Origin of the sequence: Arthrobacter sp. NPDC093125, from assembly GCF_044754225.1 — a bacterium.
Classification (GTDB): Bacteria; Actinomycetota; Actinomycetes; order Actinomycetales; family Micrococcaceae; genus Arthrobacter.
Genome location: NZ_JBIVOQ010000005.1, coordinates 276,666 through 292,936, shown reverse-complemented (window position 1 = coordinate 292,936; position 16,271 = coordinate 276,666). Strand labels below are relative to the sequence as shown.

Genomic DNA, 16,271 nt, shown 5'->3' with positions numbered 1-16,271 from the left:
CATGGTCGCCGGCTGGTACGCCTGCCGCAAGCAGATCCACGACATCGCCGAAACCCGCGACGGCTTCACCGGCATGTCCCCGGTCGTCGCCAACCCGACACCCGTCAGATAAAGACCCGCATCATCACAAACCCAGTCCGCCGACCAGCCAAAGAAAGCACATGACAACAGAGCCCCAGTCCACTTTGATCGCATCTGACATCCCTTCCCACAATGGGCGGCCCCACGAACCGCATCTCCAACAGGGCCGATCCGCTGGCGAAGTCGAAGCACACCGCCCGCCTCTGAAATCCGCCGGGCACGTGATCGTAGACTCGCTCGCGGCCCATGGCGTGGAGCGAACCTACGTAGTTCCCGGTGAAAGTTTCCTGGACGTGCTGGACGGGCTGCACAACTCGGACATCGAGACCGTAGTCTGCCGGCACGAGGGCGGCGCCGCCTACATGGCCGAGGCCGACGGAAAAATGAACCAGCGTCCCGGCGTAGCAATGGTCACCCGGGGGCCTGGCGCCGCCAACGCGCACGTCGGGCTGCATACGGCATGGCAGGATTCGACGCCGATGCTGTTGTTCGTCGGTCTGATCCCGTTCGCACACCGGGACCGCGAGGCGTTCCAGGAGTTCGATATTAAGGCCTGGTTCGGCACCGGCGCCAAGAGGGTCATGGTACTCGACCATGCGGAGCGGGCATCCGAGGTCGTGGCCGAGGCGATGTTTGCGGCGATGAGCGGACGTCCCGGGCCAGTAGTCGTGGGCCTGCCCGAGGACATCATCCGGCAGCAGATTGGCCCGGAGCTGCACCCTGCTATCCCGGTGGCTGCCGGCGGCATGAGCAGCAGGGACACCGAGGCCTTGAAGGCCGCCTTGGCCGAGTCTGTCAAGCCGCTTTTTGTGACGGGCGGCAACGACTGGACCCAGTCGGCGGCCGACCAGCTGACCGCGTGGCTGGAGCGGCACCGGATACCCGCTGCCGCGGAGTGGCGCACCCAGGGAACCGTTTCCTTTGATTCCCCGTCCTATGTTGGCCCCATTGGGTATGGCCGCCCGCGCCCCACATATGACCTGCTCGAGGAAACCGATCTCCTGGTATTTGTGGGCACCGTGCCGGGAGACGTGATTACGGACGGATTCGTCTGCCGGCAGGACTGGAGCAAGAAGAACTTCCTCGTGACTATCGACCCCTCCCTGCGCGGCCGTTCAGGTCCCGTCTCGCGCCAGATCCTGGCGAAACCGGAGGCGTTTGTCCGCGACCTGGCGGAGATCGACCTGCCGGTGAAGGAGGAATGGAAAGCATGGACAGGCCGGATGAGGGCTGAGCAGGAATCGTTTGCCGCGCTCCCCCCGTCCGCTCCCGCTGCCAGCCAGGCAAGGATGGACACGCTGATGGCAAACCTGGTTCCCGAACTGCCAGAGGACGCACTGGTGACGTTCGGAGCTGGCGAGCACACCAACTGGGCCCACCGGTACTTCCCCACCCGCCGCTATGCTTCGATGATCAGCGCCCGGAACGGCTCAATGGGCTACTCGATCCCCTCCGCCATCGCGGCGTCCCTTGCGGAACCACAGCGCCGGGTGGTGACCATCGCCGGCGACGGGGAGTTCCTCATGAATGGCCAGGAACTCGCCACCGCTGCCCAGTACGGTGCCACCCCGCTGGTCATTGTTATGGACAACCAGGAGTACGGCACCATCCGCACGCATCAGGAGCGGCACTACCCCAGCCGTGTGTCCGGCACGCAACTGAGGAATCCGGACTTCGGACTGATGGCAAAGGCTTTTGGCGGTTTCGGCGTCACTGTCACCGAGGACAAGGACGTTCCGGCGGCCCTCAACGCGGCCCTGACCGCTATCGATAAGGACGGCGTCTTCGCCCTCATCCACCTTGTCGTGGAACAGCGGGTCAAGGCATACTCCACCACCACCTGACAGAGCGGCGGACGACGGCGGGTCCTCCCGCCGTCGTCGCGATCGACGCGTCACCGCATCCGGTTCTTAAGGGCCACCACGACAGCCGCGGCGGCCAAAGCAGCAAAGGCCCGGCGCTTTGCCGTCCGGCGGGCGCCGTGCCATCCGCCGCGCACCGACGCCGCCCGTATCCGGTTTGACGGTTGATACAGGTTCCCCGGGGAGTCCTGCGCATCGTGCTTCCTGGACAAGTGCGTCCTGTCCACCTGGACGGCCATGACATGCTCGACGAGGCCGGGAAAGATCCTGTGTTTCAGCACCAGGTAACGGCCTGCCGGACCTACCACTGCTTCCCGGCGCGGCTTCTTGAGCACATCCGCTATTGTCCGGGCCACGCGCGCCGCAGTGTAAACCGGGGGCATGGCGACCACCCGGCGTCCGGTGTAGTTGGCCGCGTGCTGGAAGAAAGGCGTGTCAATCGCCGCCGGCAGGATGGTGCAGACCTTGACACCTGTTATCCCGTCCAGCCGGAGTTCTGACCGGAGGCTGACCCCGAGCGCCCGGACTGCCGCCTTCGACATGGAGTAGGCAGCTGTGTAGGGCTGGGAAATCTCCCCCACTATCGATGCCACATTAATGAGCACCCCGGAGCCCTGGGCCTGCATGTGCGGCAGGGCAGCCCGGGCTCCGTGGACATAGCCGTTGATGTTGACATCGAGCACCCGCCGGAAGTCCTCAAGCGGAACCTCCGTCAGCCGCCCGAAAACGGACACCGCCGCATTGTTCACCCAGCCATCGAGCTGCCCGAACTCCTCCACGGCGCGGGAAGCCAGGGCTTCCATGGCCTCGGGATCGGTCACGTCGGTGGTGATAGGGATAGCCGTCCCGCCCCGCTTTCGGCATTCCTTTGCCAGCGCCCGGAGCGCCTTTTCTCCGCGGGCCGCCAGCACGAGCCGGGCGCCTTTGCCCGCCAGATGCAGGGCCGTGGCACGGCCGATGCCGCTCGACGCGCCCGTGATAACGACAACAGAGTTTTCGAGTCGCATGCGCTTCCCCATTTCTTCGCGGAATCTCTACAGGCGTTGGGCCGCAAGAAGCAATAAGCAGGCTTAGTTTGTGATGGTACCCACCGTATAGGCGTGCGACAACGGCAGGGAGGCGGCGCTCGCCGCGTCCTCGCAGCCCCCTCAGCCCGCGCGGCGCAGCCCTGGCTGCCTCCGCGTCCGGACTTGGCGGCGCATTTACCGTCGCGGTCACCGGAGTTGTATGGGTCCTGTCAGCGGCGGTCATGGCCGCCTATCCCAAGACCATCGACGCCGGCTGACGTATGCTTGTGCTACGGGTTTAGCAGCAAGCCGGCGCGGCTATCTGCTGGACGTGGAGCATGGCTGAAGCTTCCCCTTCCAATACCGGGCCCGGGATTCCGGCCGCTTTTCCTGTTGCGGTTCTGGCTACTCCCGATGTGGAGAATTTCCTCCGTGATGCCCTGCACGAGTTTGCGCACTCCATCGGCGACGAGTCACGCGAAGTGCTATGGGCCGTCGCGCTGGTAGGCGGCGAAACGATCCGGACCTGGGTGTCCGGTTCAGCGGACGCCCGCCAGGTGGACGCCCTTCACGGCTCGTTCGACGACGGGCCGGTACGTGCCGCGATACGTTCCGGTGAGTTTGTCCATATAGCCGATGCGGCCACGGAGCGGCGGTGGCCAGGTTATGCCACCTTCCTGGTCGGACACGGCGCCGCCTCCCTCCTGACAGTTCCCGTGATGGTGGGCGGCGAGATCGGCGCCGCGCTCACGCTCTATGCGCCGGCCCCCCATGCCTTTACGAGCGACGATATAGCCGGCGCCGCCGCCTGTGCCCGGCGGATTGCCGCTGCCATCCAGCTCCTGCTGCAGCTGGCGCAGCGGGCGGAGGCAACTGCCGTTCAGAGCCCGCTTTCTTTGGTGGACCTTGCGGTGTGGTCCTTGATGCGGGAGTACGGGTTCAGCCGTGACACTGCAGTCCGGTATTTACAGGACGTTGTCCAGAACCGGGCCTCCGCTCTTCCGGACGCGGGCATCGCAACTGTCCTGCCGGGTCCAGGGCTGACTCACGACGGCGGAGGCCGTCCGACCGCGACCGGCACGGCAAAGGGCGGCCGCGCAGCCGGGCGGAAAAGGCAGGCTCACCGCCCAAGCTAGCTTGTCCGTTTGCCGACAACGGATGCGGGGGGCTTGGGGAAGGCCTTGGCCGGGTACATTTTGCCCACCTTCAGCATGTAGTTTGCCCACTGGGGACCGGCGATCATGTACCCGTCGATGCGGTTGTAGACCTTTCCGTTGACATTGAGGTTCCTGCCGGGCCGGCTCTGGCCTTCAAGCGTGTCGCCGAAGAAGGAGGCGGTAGCCATTCCCGTGGTGTAACCCACCACCCAGGTGGCGCTGTTGATGTTATTCGTCCCGGTCTTGGCCGCAGCGGGCATGCGGTCATGAACCTCTGGTTTGATATAGACCCCGGAGCCCTTCTTCAGGGTGTCCTGCAGGACGGCGTTCACACCCCGGGCCACCTTCGGATCCACAGCGTCGCGGCACTTGGTCTCGGGGACCGGCAGCTGCTTGCCGGCACGGTCGGCGATGCGGGTAAGGGATATGGGTTGGCAGTAGCGGCCGTCCGCGGCGAAGGTGGCGAAGGCGTTGGCCATGGTCAGCGGTGCAACTGCCGTGGCACCCAACAGGTTGCCGAGCTGGTGCATGTTGATCCGGTCGCCGTCCAGTCCGCTGTGGAGGCCCACCGCGTCCACCATCTTCTGAATGCCGCAGAAGTCCAGCTGCGCCGCTTCCGCGAAGGTCGCAGTATTGATGGAGTTGTACAGTCCGTAATCAGCCGGCATCTTCCGGTAGTAGCCTGCGTCGGCGTTCTGCAGATCGTCCGCCGTCTCGAGGCCCGCCGCCCGCTGCTTGCTGCTGTAGCCGCCAATGACCTTCCCGCAGGAGGACCGCCAGCGGAATCCCAGCGGATACTCCCGTTTGGAGGCGTCCACCACCGTGGTCAGGGTCTTTCCCTGGTGCAGCCATTCCGCGAAGGTGAACGGCTTCATGGTGGATCCCGGCTGGAAGCCGCCCGCACCGTTCAAATCGTTGCCGCTGGTGTCCTTGGACTGCACGTTGAAGTTGAGCTGCGTATCGAACTTACCGGGCTGCGGAAGGAACACCGTATTTTGGGCCATGGAAAGGATCTTGCCTGTCCCCGGCTGGATCGAAACCAGGGAGGCACCCCATTTTGTGGGGTTCGCCCCGGCCGTCGCGTTGACCTGTGACTGCGCTGCGGCCTGCAGCCGGCTGTCGAGCGTGGTGGTGATTGTCAGTCCGCCCCGCAGCAGCTTCTGTTCCCGCGCCTGCCTGTCGGCACCGTAGGCCGGGTTGTTGAGGAACAGCTGTGCAACGTAGTCGCAGAAATAGGGCGCCATTGCCGCAGCGGCACAGCCCTGTTTGGAGGGCTTAATTTTCAGACCGATGCCGGTAGCCAATGCCTTGTCATGCTGGCTCTGGCTGATTTTGCGCTGCTCAAGCATCGCCTTCAGGACCTGGTTGCGCCGCTGGACCGAGTTATCCGGGTTCGCCACGGGATCGTAGAGGCTGGGGCTGTTGACCAGGCCGGCCAGCAGTGCTGCCTGGGGCAGTGTCAGCTTGCTTGCCGGAACGCTGAAGAAGTACTGGGACGCCGCCTCGATGCCGTAGGCGCTGCGGTTGAAGAAAACAATGTTGAGGTAGCCCTCAAGGATCTGGTCCTTGCTGAACTTCTCCTCCAGCGCAAGGGCCAGACGCATCTCGCGCAGCTTGTCCGCCACGTTCTTCTGCCCGCTGAGGATCACCTGCTCCTCGCGCCCTGCGGAGATCCTGGCCTCATTCGCCACATTGGTCACGTACTGCTGGGTCAGCGTCGACGCGCCCTGCCGCTCCCCCTGGGCCAGGTTGGTTGTCAGCGCCCGGAGAATGCCCTGCGGGTCAACTCCATTGTGCTCGTAGAAACGGCTGTCCTCGATGGCAACGATGGCGTCCTTGATGAACGGCGACATCGTCTTCAGCGGAACGCGCACGCGGTTTTCCTCGTAAAATGTGGCGATCAGCTTTCCGTCTGCCGTCACCAGCCGCGTGGTTTGCGACGGCGGCGACACCGCGAGTTCCGTGGGCAGACTGTTGAAATAGGTGATCGAGCTCCTGAGGGTGGTGCCGGCCAACGCAACCTGCGGAACCAGGTAGGCGGCCACCAGGACGCCACAGAAGCTGCTCAGGACCACGAACCCGAGCATCCTTGCTACGAAGCTGCGCAATCGGGATGACTGGCGCTTTCTTGCCATCATTAGAGCTCACCTCATCCGACGTGACACTACGATACGCCGTACCCTGCGGGCGATCCAGATACCTCATGGGCAAGAAGAGGCAAGAATAACGGGCCGGAAGAAACCGGCCCTCCGGCACGAGGTGCCGAAGAGCCGGCTGATCCTCTTTCCTTACAGGATGGGAGGTATTAGCCCAGGTTCACCCTGCTGGTTTGAGGCTGCGGTTCGAGAACCAGTAGCGCTTGTTGGTGTTGTCGGTGGCCATCACCACGATGCCGGTGGTGGCGTTCACGCTCTGCTTCGTGCTGGTCACGTTGTTGAGTTTGGTCGACGTGGCGCCCTCGATCACCAGTGTGCCGCGCCCGGCCCTGAAGACAGGGTTGTCCATGGACGCAGTCTTTTCGTAGATGCTGCCCGCCTCACCTGAGACGTTGCAGCCGCGGACCGACGAATGCGGAGCCGTGTGGAAGACCCTTACGAGGTTGTTCTCGGTGTCCAGCATGATCTGCGGACGGGTGACGCAGTCCCCGGTGCGGGCGATCGTGGTCTGGCGGAACGATCCGGTGCCGGGCCGGAACACCAGCAACAGCTCCTGGGCCAGGTTTGGATCGGACGAGCCGTCATTCAAGCTGGTCTTTACCGAGGCGTAAACCCGGCCGCTGGGATCGGACTGCAGCGTCTTGATGTTCAGATGGTCATCGACCCGCTTCCTTCCCTTGATGGCTTCCTTCACCTTCCACGAGCCGGGGTTCCTCGCGTTTTTCTCGTCATCGTGGGTCGCCCACCATGCAGTCCCGGTCCCTTGGTCCGTCCACATGATCCCGATTTCGTCGCCTTGGAAGGCAACGACGGCGGACACGTCATCCGGCGTCGGGTGCGCATCCGGCGCCCCGGGCACGACGAACGGCCTGCCCCAGTTGGTGCCGCCGGCGGCGGATTTGTTCACGAACACGGTGCTGGTGGTCCCTGACACCTGGGTCCAGGTCGCCCATAGCGCACCGGTGGAGTCCTTAGCAATCGTCAGCGTCTCGCTGCTGTTGTTCGAGATGGTGGTGGGGAAGCCGCGGCTCAGCGAGTACTTCCCGTTCGAGTAGCTGTAACGGTACAGGCGCGCCGGCTGCCCGCTCGCCGAGGCACCGGAGGTCACCACGTTCGAGGCGATGTACAGGTGCGTGCCGTCCCAGAGGGTGTCCGAGGAGGTGCTGGCCCGGCTGTCACTGCGCACCCCGGTATCCACCCAGGTGTTGGTGTTCCGGTTCAGGCGGTAGATGCTCCACCCCCTGCCGGTGGTCCACATGTTCGCCCACCAGGAGCCGCCGTTCCACCACAACTTGCTCTGCGGTTTATCCGCCGTCGGAGGATTCACAACACCGGAGTACGTGATGCTGGGCGTGCCCACGGTGGCTGCCTGGGCGCTGCCCGCAACCCCCAGAACACTTCCCGCGACGGCAAGGGACAGGACGAGCAGCCGGCTAAGCCAGCGAAGGGTTGGTTTCATCTTTATTCTTGTTTCTCTTGGCCGGAGAAAGTCTTCCGGCCGGTGCAAGGCGACCGTCCGGGATCAGGGAAGGCCCAGTCCAACTCGGGGTCAACACCCAGGGAACTGCGATGTAGCCCGCCTCGTGCGGGATCGGAAACATGCTTAATCCTCCTGCCGCGAGGTTTTGAAAACCTTGCAGTGACCTTGGAGTCATATGAGGTCCCCACCCAAATAAGGGGGCTTGCCTGGATTGACAGAATGTCAGCACAAAGTCTTGACGACCCAATTAGAGCGCTCTAATCTGGATAGCACGTGACCTTGCGCACTTGCAGGAATCCCCCATTCACGGCCATGCGTTCCGGCCCACCGATCCAAGGAAGTCAACAATGTCGTTGCATGCAGCACGCCCTCCAGCATCGGGCTCAAAGCATCGCGGGTATCTTGCCCGTCTCACAGTCATCTCCACTCTCGGCGGACTCCTCTTCGGCTACGACACGGGTGTGATTTCCGGCGCGCTGCTGTACATGCAGGACTCGCTGAACATGACGCCGGTCGAAGAAGCCACCGTGGTCAGCGCCCTCCTGTTCCCGGGTGCCGCTGTTGGCGCCCTCAGCGGAGGGCGCCTCGCCGACAGGCTCGGACGCCGCGGCAGCCTCCTGGTGTGCGCGTTCCTCTTCCTCATCGGCGCCGTAGGCTGCGCAGTCGCCCCGAACGTTGGCTTCATGATCGTGGCCCGTGTCATTCTCGGCCTGGGTGTTGGTGCAGCAGCCGTAACCTGCCCCCTCTACCTGGCAGAGATGGCGCCGGCCCACCTGCGCGGCCGCATGGTGACCATTAATGAACTCATGATCGTGACGGGCCAGATGCTCGCCTTCGCCATCAACGCCCTTTTGGACGCCCTCATCCATGACTCGGAGGTCTGGCGACTCATGCTGGGCGTTGCGTCGATACCCGCCATTGCGCTCTTGATCGGCATGCTGATCCTGCCCGAATCACCCCGCTGGTTTGCCATCCGGGACCGCTTCGCTGACAGCCGCCGCATCCTGGACCTGAGCCGCAGCCCGGAAGAGGCAGACTTTGAGTACAAGGAAATCGTTCAGGCCGCCACTGCCGCACGTAACGAGCGCTCCCATGCGTGGCGCGACCTGAAGGAGAATCCGTGGATGCGCAAGCTGCTGTGGATCGGCATCGGTCTCGCCGTGGTCCAACAGGCCACGGGCATCAACACCGTGAACTATTATGCACCGTCGATCCTCGAGCGCAGCGGACTGGGAGTCAGCGCATCTTTGGTCGCAACCGTGGCAGTAGGCCTGACATCAGTGCTGATGACCATTCTGGGCATCTGGCTGCTGGGCTTCGTCGGACGCCGGCGGATGCTGGTCATCGGCTTCTCCGGCGTCGTCGCCTCCCAGGCGCTGCTCGCCGTCGTCTTCATGCTGCCGCAGTCAGACGTGGTCAGCTACACCATCCTCGCCGCCATGATGCTGTTTGTTGCCTTCGTGCAGTGCTTCATCGGCACCTGCGTCTGGCTGCTCCTCTCGGAGATCTTCCCGCTGGCCATCCGCGGTTTCGCCATGGGAATCGCGGTCTTCGCCCTGTGGACGGTCAACGCTGCCATCTCGTTCCTGTTCCCGATTCTGGTGGTCGCTTTGGGTTCGACGGGCACCTTCACGGTCTTCGTGCTCGTCAACATTGTTTCGCTCGTCTTCGTGGCTAAGTTCGTCCCGGAAACGAAGGGTCATTCGCTGGAAGAACTGGAAGTGCACTTCCGCACCGGCAGCCTGCCTGTCATCGCGTCGCCTGCCGCTTCCGGGGAAAAGGCGACAACGCCGTAACAGGCATCGCGGAAGACGTGAGTCACAGCGGCCGGTAGCAGCCGGCAGACCGCGGATGGACCGGCGGGCCTCCCAGGCCCGCCGGTCCTTCCGCGGTACGCTTGCCGCAGGAAGTGGCCAGTGCCGGGGAGCGAAGTGAACAGTCAGGGAGCAGCCAGGCGCCCCACTATAGAAGACGTTGCGCGGGAGGCCGGTGTTTCCCGCGCCCTGGTCTCGCTGGTATTGCGGGGCTCGCCGAAGGTCAGCGAACCCAAACGGCAGGCAGTTGCAGACGCGGTGGCAGCACTGGATTACCGGCCCAGCAATGCCGCCCGTTCGCTGGCCAGTGGACGGACGCGCATCGTTGGAGTTCTGCTCGACGACCTGGCCAACCCCTGGTTCGTCGATCTGCTCGACGGCCTGCAGTCCGTGCTTGGGGAACGAAACCTGCGGATGGTGCTCGGAGACCCCCGCTACCTCGCCCGCCCTGGGGAAAGCCCGGTTTCCCCCTTCATGGAAATGCGCGTTGACGGGCTTGTCATCGCGGGTGAGATCCGGGCCGACGATGACCTCACACGCGCGGCCACGCATACGCCGGCAGTGGTGGTCGGAGCCCGGGCCCTCGAGCTCCCGGCTGCGGACCGCGTGTCCAACGACGACGCCGATGGCGCGCGCCAGGCTGTCGAACACCTGATCGGGCTGGGGCACCGGGACATAGCCTTCTTGACAGCCCCCACAGGCCCGGCTGCTGTCCGGGCGGCCTCATATCGGGAGACGATGGAGCGCCACGGACTGCAGGAGTACATCCGGGTGCTGCAAACGGACATGACTGAGCAGGCCGGTTACGAGGCTCTGGGCAGGCTGATCGACGGCGGCAAGTCACCGACAGCGGTTTTCGCCACCAACGACATCCTTGCCGTGGGCGCCCTGGCCGCCGCCAACGCCAGGTCGATTGACGTTCCTGGAGAACTCTCAATTGTCGGGTACGACAACACGTACCTTGCCGCCATGGGCCACCTGTCGTTGAGCACAGTGGATCCAGTGAGCCGTGACGTGGGCGTCAGGGCCGCACACCTGCTCCTGGACCGCATGGCCGAGCCCGCGCGGCCGCAGCGCAACGAAAGGCTGAAGCCGCGACTGGTCGTCCGGAAAACCACCGCACCTGCCGCGCGCCCTTCAGCAGATGGGGACTAGCCGCCGTCGTACGCCTTTTGCAGCTCGGCTATGTCCAGTTTCTTCATGTCCAGCATCGCCTGCATGGCACGCTGGGAACCGGCGGAATCGGGCCCGCCGAGCAGTTCGCCGAGCGCTGACGGGACGATCTGCCACGAGACCCCGTACCTGTCCTTCAGCCAGCCGCACCGGCCCTCGCTTCCGCCGTCGCTCAGTGCATTCCAGTACCGGTCCACCTCATCCTGGGAGGAGCAGTCAATCACGAAGGACACTGCCTCTGTAAAGGAGAACGCCGGCCCGCCATTCAGTGCCTGGAACTTCTGGCCTTCAAGGTCGAACTCCACCGCCATGGCCTGGCCCGCCGGGCCGGGTGCGCCCTCCCCGAAGCGCGAAATGCCTGTGATTTTGGCATTGTCAAAGACGGAGACGTAGTACTCGGCGGCCTCTTCCGCCTGGTTGTCGAACCAAAGGCAGGCGTTGATCTTCTGCATGCTGCTCCCTCTCCCCGAATCCTTCGAAGCCGGTCAGCTGCACTGCCGACCGTGCCGGTTGAGCGTAGCCTTCAAACGCCGGCGGCGGAAGAAGCTAGGCTCGAAGTTATGCCTTCGACTGAGAATTCCGCCCCGCGGCCGGTGGCCGCCATCGCCGGCGCCGCGGCGGCGGATGCCCTGCTCATCATGCTGTTCGCCGCCATTGGCCGTGACGCCCACGCCCGCGGCGACGTCCTTACCGGCGTCCTGCTGACGGCGTGGCCCTTCCTTGCAGGTGCCGCCGTCAGCTGGGTTGCCCTGCGGCTCTGGCGAGGACCCTTGGCAGTGTGGCCGGCAGGCGTGGCTGTATGGCTCGGCGCCGTTGGGATCGGCATGGCTCTGCGGGCGGCGACGGGGCAGACGGTGGTGCTGCCGTTCGTCATCGTGGCGCTGATCAGCCTCGCAGTGCTGCTCCTTGGCTACCGCCTGCTCGTGCTGGGAATCCTGCGCCTTCGCCGGTCACGGCGCCAAGGCCTGATGTAATAGGCTGGCACCACGGCAGGCATACCGCTCTGCCGGAGCGCAACGATCCGGAAGGATTACCAGTGGTCACCGCATTCGTCCTGATCAAAACCGACGCTTCCCGCATCCCCGAAACGGCCGAAGAAATCTCCGCCATTCCGGGCATCAGCGAGGTGTATTCCGTCACCGGCGAGTGGGACCTGATCGCGGTTGCCCGTGTCTCGCAGCACGATGAACTTGCTGATGTCATTGCCGACAAACTCTCAAAGGTTCCTGCAGTGGTGCACACGACCACACACATTGCTTTCCGCGCGTACTCCCAGCACGATCTGGACGCAGCGTTCTCGCTTGGATTCGAGTAGGCGGCGCGCGCACGAAAAAAGCGGCGGCCGGCGGAACCTGTATCAGTTCCGCCGGCCGCCGCTTTTGATCTGTTACGGCAGGTGCGGGTCCACGCCGTAGTGCTTGGCGAGGTCTGTGATGACCGCGTGGGCACCCTGGATGCTCACCGAGGCGAGGAACGTTCCGTCGTCGACGGCGACAACGTCACCCTTCAGCCGCTTCCAGAGCGGGTTGGACTCGAAAGCCTTCTGCTGCGCGCGTGCCTTGTCACCCTCAGGGCCGGCAGGCGTAAACGCGCTCACCATGACCAAACCGGCGTCCCCCTGCAGGATCTGCTCAGCCGACAGCGGGACGAAAATTTCCTCGGTAGAGTCCGGGGCGTCCTTGGGGCGCGGGATGCGCATGTCCGTCATGATTTCGCCGATGAAGGAGTTGGACGAGTACAGGCGGGCAGTGTCTCCCCCGGTGAAGCGCACCAACGAGTACGTCGCGTCCGGCTGCTTCTTGAGGATCTCAGCCCCGACCTTCTGCGCCCTGTCCTCGTAAGCCTTGACGAGTTCTTCGGCCTTGACCTTCTTGCCGAGCGCCTCGCCGAGGAACACGACGTTCTCTTTCCAGGTGGGCCCGGTGCTCTCGGAGAAGATCGTGGGCGCGATCTTGGACAGCTGCGGGTAGAGGGCCTCGTGGCGCACCTTCGCTGAAACAATGAGGTCCGGCTGCAGTTCGAGGATCTTTTCCAGGTTCGGTTCGGCCAGGGTGCCCACGTTTACCGATTCCTTCGTGGCCTCGGCGACGTCGCCGAGGTACGGCGCGAACGGTGCTTTCGGGTCCTGCCGGTACTGCACGTAGCCGACGAGGTCTGCGTCCAGCAGGAGAGCCGCGTCGATGTAGCTGGGATCCAGCGCTACGACCCGCTTGGGAGTTGACTCAATCGTCGTGGAACCCATGGTGTGTTCCATGGTCAGCGGGTATCCGGCCGACTGTGCGGGCGCGGACGTGCTCGATGCCGTGCTGGCTGCGGGGGAACCGCAGGCGGCCGTGGCGAGCAGCGTGAGGCCGGCGGCGGCGGCGCTGAATGTCTTGAGGATGCGTGTTTTCACTGTGTCGCTTTCAAACAATGTGACGGGGAGATCGACTTATTAGGCAAGGCTTACCTAGGTCTGCCGTAGACTGTAGCAGGGTTTGGCGAAATAGATCACACATGACTGACGTAATAGAAGGACCACGTGAAAATACTGGATCCGGCCGATGCTCCGGCTGTGCCGGTGCGGACGGAATCACCGTTTCCGCCTGCGCGAAGAGCGCACCGCGGCAGCCGGTCACGCCTGCGGTGGCTGGCGGCCTCCGCGGCGGCGCTGTTCGCCGCGGCCGTCCTGAGCACATGTATCGGAGGGCAGCCGTCCTCCCTGCAGGAGGTCTGGCACGCGCTGTTCACCCCGGACGGCTCGGTGATGGATGTCACGGTGCGCGAACTCCGATGGCCACGGACCGTCCTGGCGGTGTGCGCCGGCGTCTGCCTCGGGCTGGCAGGAGCCCTGATTCAGGGGCATACGCGCAACCCTGTTGCCGATCCGGGACTGCTGGGAATCAACCAGGGGGCCGCCTTGGCCATCGTGGCCGTTACGGCTTTAGCTGGTGAGGTGCCTGCGCTGACCCAGGCGCTACTTGCCTTTGTCGGCGCCCTTGCCGCCAGCATCCTGGTTTTTGCCATCGGATCGGCTGCCCGGCACGGCGCTACCCCGGTGACCTTGGTCCTGGCCGGGGCCGCGGTGACGGCCTTGTGTTCGGGCCTGGTGGCCGGAATAGTCCTGCTCAACGACCAGGCCCTGGAGACGCTGCGGTTCTGGCAGGTCGGCTCCCTGGCGGGACGCAGCGATGTGCTGGCAGTGATCTGGCCCTTCATCTGCCTGGGGGCGGTTCTGGCCCTGCTCAACATCCGGTCCCTGAATGCGCTCGCCCTCGGCGCGGATACCGCCGTCGCCCTGGGTATCTCCGTGTTCGGGGCGCGGGCCGCCGGCATTGCCGCCGTCACCCTCCTTGCCGGTTCAGCGGTTACGATGGCCGGCCCCATTGCCTTCGCCGGCCTGCTTGTCCCCCACATCACCCGCGCCCTGACCGGGCCGGACTACCGCTGGCTGATTCCGCTGTCGGCAGTGACCGGGGCGACGCTCCTGCTGCTGGCCGACACGGCTGGCCGGGTCATAGCCCGCCCCGGCGAACTGTCTGTGGGAGTGGTCCTCGCCGTGGTGGGCGCCCCCTTCTTCGTCCATTTGGCCCGCCGGCGCAGGCTGGCGACACTATGACGGTGATCGACGGCGGGCAGCGGCCCGGCGAACAGCGGACCCGAACAGTACAGAGCAGCGCTGCCTCCATCCGGGCTCTGCGGCTGGGTCCTGTCTCCATTCGGCTGAACCTGCGGCTGATGGTGGTGGCTGCCCTGCTGACGGCCGGACTGGTCGCAGCAATGGCGCTGCACACTGCCTTTGGCGGAACCCCACTGCCGTATCCGGACGTCCTTCGGGCACTGTTCGGCGACGCATCCAGCCCCCGGACATACCTGGCCGTCACTGAGTTCCGGGCCCCCCGCATGGTGGCTGCGGTGCTCGTCGGAGCGTGCTTGGCCGCGGCCGGCGCCATTACCCAGACCGTTGCCCGTAACCCCCTTGCCAGCCCGGACCTGCTAGGCGTGACAGCAGGAGCATCGCTCGGCGCAGTGGCCGTCCTGGTCATCGCAGGCGGAGGACATGCAGGCCTCAGCGGGATCGCTGCCACCGTGGGCATGCCGGCCGCCGCGCTCACTGCAGGCATCCTCAGCGGGGTCGCGGTCTATCTGCTCGCCTACCGGCGGGGCCTGGACAGCTACCGGCTGGTCCTCGCCGGGCTGGGGATTTCGGGCTTCGCGGCCAGCCTCACCACATGGATTCTGACACTGGGTGATGTCACCAGCGCCGCGCAGGCTCTGACCTGGATGACCGGCTCACTTAACGGCAAAGACTGGACCACGGTGCAGCCGATGGCACTGAGCGCCGCAGTACTCATCACAGCCGCCGTCGTGAGCGGCCGGTGGCTGCTGCTGACAAGCTTCGGCGAGGACACCGCCGTCGGCCTCGGCACCCGTATTGGCGCTGTGCGGCTGACCGTCCTGAGCATTGCAGTACTGCTGGCATCAGTCGCCACCGTCACGGCCGGTCCAGTGGCCTTCGTGGCACTGGCAAGCCCCCAGATCGCCAGATCCCTGACGGCCGGCGTCGTTCCCCCGGTTGGCGTGTCAGCCCTGGTCGGGGCTGTGTTCGTCCTGCTGGCCGACACCATTTCGGCCAACGCGCTCAGCGCGCCCCTGCCGGTCGGCGTCGCCACCGCCGTTCTCGGCGCGCCGTTCCTGATCCATCTGATCCTGAAGTACCAGCGGAGGCTGAGTTGAAGAATTCCACGGAACCGACGGCAGTGCTGCGGGCCGAGAACCTGACTTTGGGCTACGACGGCCCCAGCATCATCCACAACCTGTCTTTGACGGTCCCGGAGGCGCAGGTCACCTCAATCATTGGTCCAAACGGCTGCGGCAAATCCACCCTCCTCCGGGGCCTTGGCAGACTCCTCACGCCGCGTTCCGGCGACGTGCTGCTGGACGGCGTGCCGCTGGGCAAACAGTCCACGCGGAATATCGCCACCCGGATCAGCATCCTCCCGCAGACGCCCACTGCGCCTTCCGGACTCACTGTGGCGGACCTGGTCTCCCGCGGCAGGCACCCCCGGCAGAAGTGGTACCAGCAGTTCTCGCTGGAGGATCAAACGGTGGTGGACGACGCCCTTCGGGCCACCGACATCGCAGAGCTGGCGGACACACCCCTGGAGGATCTCTCCGGAGGCCAGCGGCAGCGGGCCTGGATCTCCATGACCCTGGCGCAAGAGACCGGAATCATCCTCCTGGACGAGCCCACGACGTACCTTGACCTCGCCCACCAGGTGGACGTCCTCGAACTGGTGCGCCGGCTGAACCGCAGGCACAACAGGACGGTTGTCATGGTGCTGCACGACATCTCACTGGCCGCCCGCTACTCGGACCACATCGTGGCCATGAAGGACGGGAATATCGTGGCGCAGGGAGCCCCGGCCGACGTGGTCACGCCCCGGCTGCTGCGGGACGTGTTCGGGCTCGACGCCCAGGTGGTGAACGAGCCCACCGACGGCCGACCCCACGTCATCCCGCTCGGGCACCCGGCAACTGTGCCGGTGGGGGCGAATTAGC

The 16,271-nt window shown here is 64.9% G+C and carries 14 protein-coding genes; 9 read left to right on the top strand and 5 right to left on the bottom strand.

What is annotated here, in order from left to right; all coding sequences use genetic code 11:
• Positions 1-161: 161 nt before the first annotated feature.
• Positions 162-1,925: a thiamine pyrophosphate-dependent enzyme gene (locus ACIP9X_RS12970; RefSeq protein ID WP_400480146.1), complete on the top strand. Its 1,764-nt coding sequence runs from the start codon at positions 162-164 to the stop codon at positions 1,923-1,925.
• Positions 1,926-1,975: 50 nt separating this feature from the next.
• Here the strand turns inward: ACIP9X_RS12970 and ACIP9X_RS12965 are convergent, their stop codons facing one another.
• A complete protein-coding gene (locus ACIP9X_RS12965; protein ID WP_400480145.1) occupies positions 1,976-2,950 on the bottom strand; it encodes an SDR family oxidoreductase in 975 nt (324 codons plus the stop codon).
• Positions 2,951-3,288: 338 nt separating this feature from the next.
• Here ACIP9X_RS12965 and ACIP9X_RS12960 point away from each other — a divergent pair, with 338 nt between their 5' ends.
• Positions 3,289-4,086, top strand: coding sequence for a GAF domain-containing protein (locus ACIP9X_RS12960; RefSeq protein ID WP_400480144.1), 798 nt, complete (start codon positions 3,289-3,291; stop codon positions 4,084-4,086).
• Here the strand turns inward: ACIP9X_RS12960 and ACIP9X_RS12955 are convergent.
• The gene (locus tag ACIP9X_RS12955; RefSeq protein ID WP_400480160.1) at positions 4,083-6,242 is read right to left on the bottom strand and encodes a transglycosylase domain-containing protein; all 2,160 of its coding nucleotides are present in this window, start codon (positions 6,240-6,242) and stop codon (positions 4,083-4,085) included. The genes ACIP9X_RS12960 and ACIP9X_RS12955 overlap by 4 nt on opposite strands.
• Positions 6,243-6,423: 181 nt before the next feature.
• The gene (locus ACIP9X_RS12950) at positions 6,424-7,722 is read right to left on the bottom strand and encodes a hypothetical protein (protein ID WP_400480143.1); all 1,299 of its coding nucleotides are present in this window, start codon (positions 7,720-7,722) and stop codon (positions 6,424-6,426) included.
• A gap of 368 nt (positions 7,723-8,090) precedes the next feature.
• Here ACIP9X_RS12950 and ACIP9X_RS12945 point away from each other — a divergent pair, with 368 nt between their 5' ends.
• Positions 8,091-9,539 carry a sugar porter family MFS transporter gene (locus ACIP9X_RS12945; protein WP_400480142.1) on the top strand — a complete coding sequence of 483 codons (1,449 nt, stop codon included), beginning with the start codon at positions 8,091-8,093 and terminating at the stop codon, positions 9,537-9,539.
• A 135-nt stretch (positions 9,540-9,674) separates the two neighbouring features.
• A complete protein-coding gene (locus ACIP9X_RS12940) occupies positions 9,675-10,712 on the top strand; it encodes a LacI family DNA-binding transcriptional regulator (RefSeq protein ID WP_400480141.1) in 1,038 nt (345 codons plus the stop codon).
• Here the strand turns inward: ACIP9X_RS12940 and ACIP9X_RS12935 are convergent.
• Positions 10,709-11,182 (bottom strand): VOC family protein, encoded by a 474-nt coding sequence (locus tag ACIP9X_RS12935; RefSeq protein ID WP_400480140.1) that lies wholly within the window; start codon positions 11,180-11,182, stop codon positions 10,709-10,711. The genes ACIP9X_RS12940 and ACIP9X_RS12935 overlap by 4 nt on opposite strands.
• A 108-nt stretch (positions 11,183-11,290) precedes the next feature.
• Between ACIP9X_RS12935 and ACIP9X_RS12930 the strand changes: the two genes are divergently transcribed.
• Together ACIP9X_RS12930 and ACIP9X_RS12925 are read left to right on the top strand one after the other, a co-directional pair.
• Complete coding sequence (locus tag ACIP9X_RS12930) at positions 11,291-11,704, top strand: DUF3054 domain-containing protein (RefSeq protein ID WP_400480139.1); 414 nt, start codon at positions 11,291-11,293, stop codon at positions 11,702-11,704.
• 62 nt (positions 11,705-11,766) lie between these two features.
• Positions 11,767-12,045 (top strand): Lrp/AsnC family transcriptional regulator, encoded by a 279-nt coding sequence (locus ACIP9X_RS12925; protein ID WP_400480138.1) that lies wholly within the window; start codon positions 11,767-11,769, stop codon positions 12,043-12,045.
• Between the two features lie 72 nt (positions 12,046-12,117).
• Here the strand turns inward: ACIP9X_RS12925 and ACIP9X_RS12920 are convergent, their stop codons facing one another.
• Positions 12,118-13,125 carry an ABC transporter substrate-binding protein gene (locus tag ACIP9X_RS12920; RefSeq protein WP_400480137.1) on the bottom strand — a complete coding sequence of 336 codons (1,008 nt, stop codon included), beginning with the start codon at positions 13,123-13,125 and terminating at the stop codon, positions 12,118-12,120.
• Positions 13,126-13,251: 126 nt separating this feature from the next.
• Between ACIP9X_RS12920 and ACIP9X_RS12915 the strand changes: the two genes are divergently transcribed.
• The 3 genes from ACIP9X_RS12915 to ACIP9X_RS12905 are packed head-to-tail and all read left to right on the top strand — an operon-like array spanning position 13,252 to position 16,270.
• On the top strand, positions 13,252-14,328 hold the full coding sequence (locus ACIP9X_RS12915) for a FecCD family ABC transporter permease (RefSeq protein ID WP_400480136.1): 1,077 nt from the start codon (positions 13,252-13,254) through the stop codon (positions 14,326-14,328).
• Positions 14,325-15,446: a FecCD family ABC transporter permease gene (locus ACIP9X_RS12910; protein ID WP_400480135.1), complete on the top strand. Its 1,122-nt coding sequence runs from the start codon at positions 14,325-14,327 to the stop codon at positions 15,444-15,446. The genes ACIP9X_RS12915 and ACIP9X_RS12910 overlap by 4 nt, the downstream gene beginning before the upstream one ends.
• Positions 15,443-16,270, top strand: coding sequence for an ABC transporter ATP-binding protein (locus tag ACIP9X_RS12905; protein ID WP_400480134.1), 828 nt, complete (start codon positions 15,443-15,445; stop codon positions 16,268-16,270). Before ACIP9X_RS12910 ends, ACIP9X_RS12905 begins: the two co-directional genes overlap by 4 nt.
• Position 16,271: the final 1 nt, after the last annotated feature.

What these genes read in the sequence shown, in the direction of transcription:
- ACIP9X_RS12970 (WP_400480146.1), top strand. Translation starts at nt 162, where the DNA reads ATGACAACAGAGCCCCAGTCCACTTTGATCGCATCTGACATCCCTTCC.
- ACIP9X_RS12965 (WP_400480145.1), bottom strand. Translation starts at nt 2,950, where the DNA reads ATGCGACTCGAAAACTCTGTTGTCGTTATCACGGGCGCGTCGAGCGGC.
- ACIP9X_RS12960 (WP_400480144.1), top strand. Translation starts at nt 3,289, where the DNA reads ATGGCTGAAGCTTCCCCTTCCAATACCGGGCCCGGGATTCCGGCCGCT.
- ACIP9X_RS12955 (WP_400480160.1), bottom strand. Translation starts at nt 6,242, where the DNA reads ATGGCAAGAAAGCGCCAGTCATCCCGATTGCGCAGCTTCGTAGCAAGG.
- ACIP9X_RS12950 (WP_400480143.1), bottom strand. Translation starts at nt 7,722, where the DNA reads ATGAAACCAACCCTTCGCTGGCTTAGCCGGCTGCTCGTCCTGTCCCTT.
- ACIP9X_RS12945 (WP_400480142.1), top strand. Translation starts at nt 8,091, where the DNA reads ATGTCGTTGCATGCAGCACGCCCTCCAGCATCGGGCTCAAAGCATCGC.
- ACIP9X_RS12935 (WP_400480140.1), bottom strand. Translation starts at nt 11,182, where the DNA reads ATGCAGAAGATCAACGCCTGCCTTTGGTTCGACAACCAGGCGGAAGAG.
- ACIP9X_RS12930 (WP_400480139.1), top strand. Translation starts at nt 11,291, where the DNA reads ATGCCTTCGACTGAGAATTCCGCCCCGCGGCCGGTGGCCGCCATCGCC.
- ACIP9X_RS12910 (WP_400480135.1), top strand. Translation starts at nt 14,325, where the DNA reads ATGACGGTGATCGACGGCGGGCAGCGGCCCGGCGAACAGCGGACCCGA.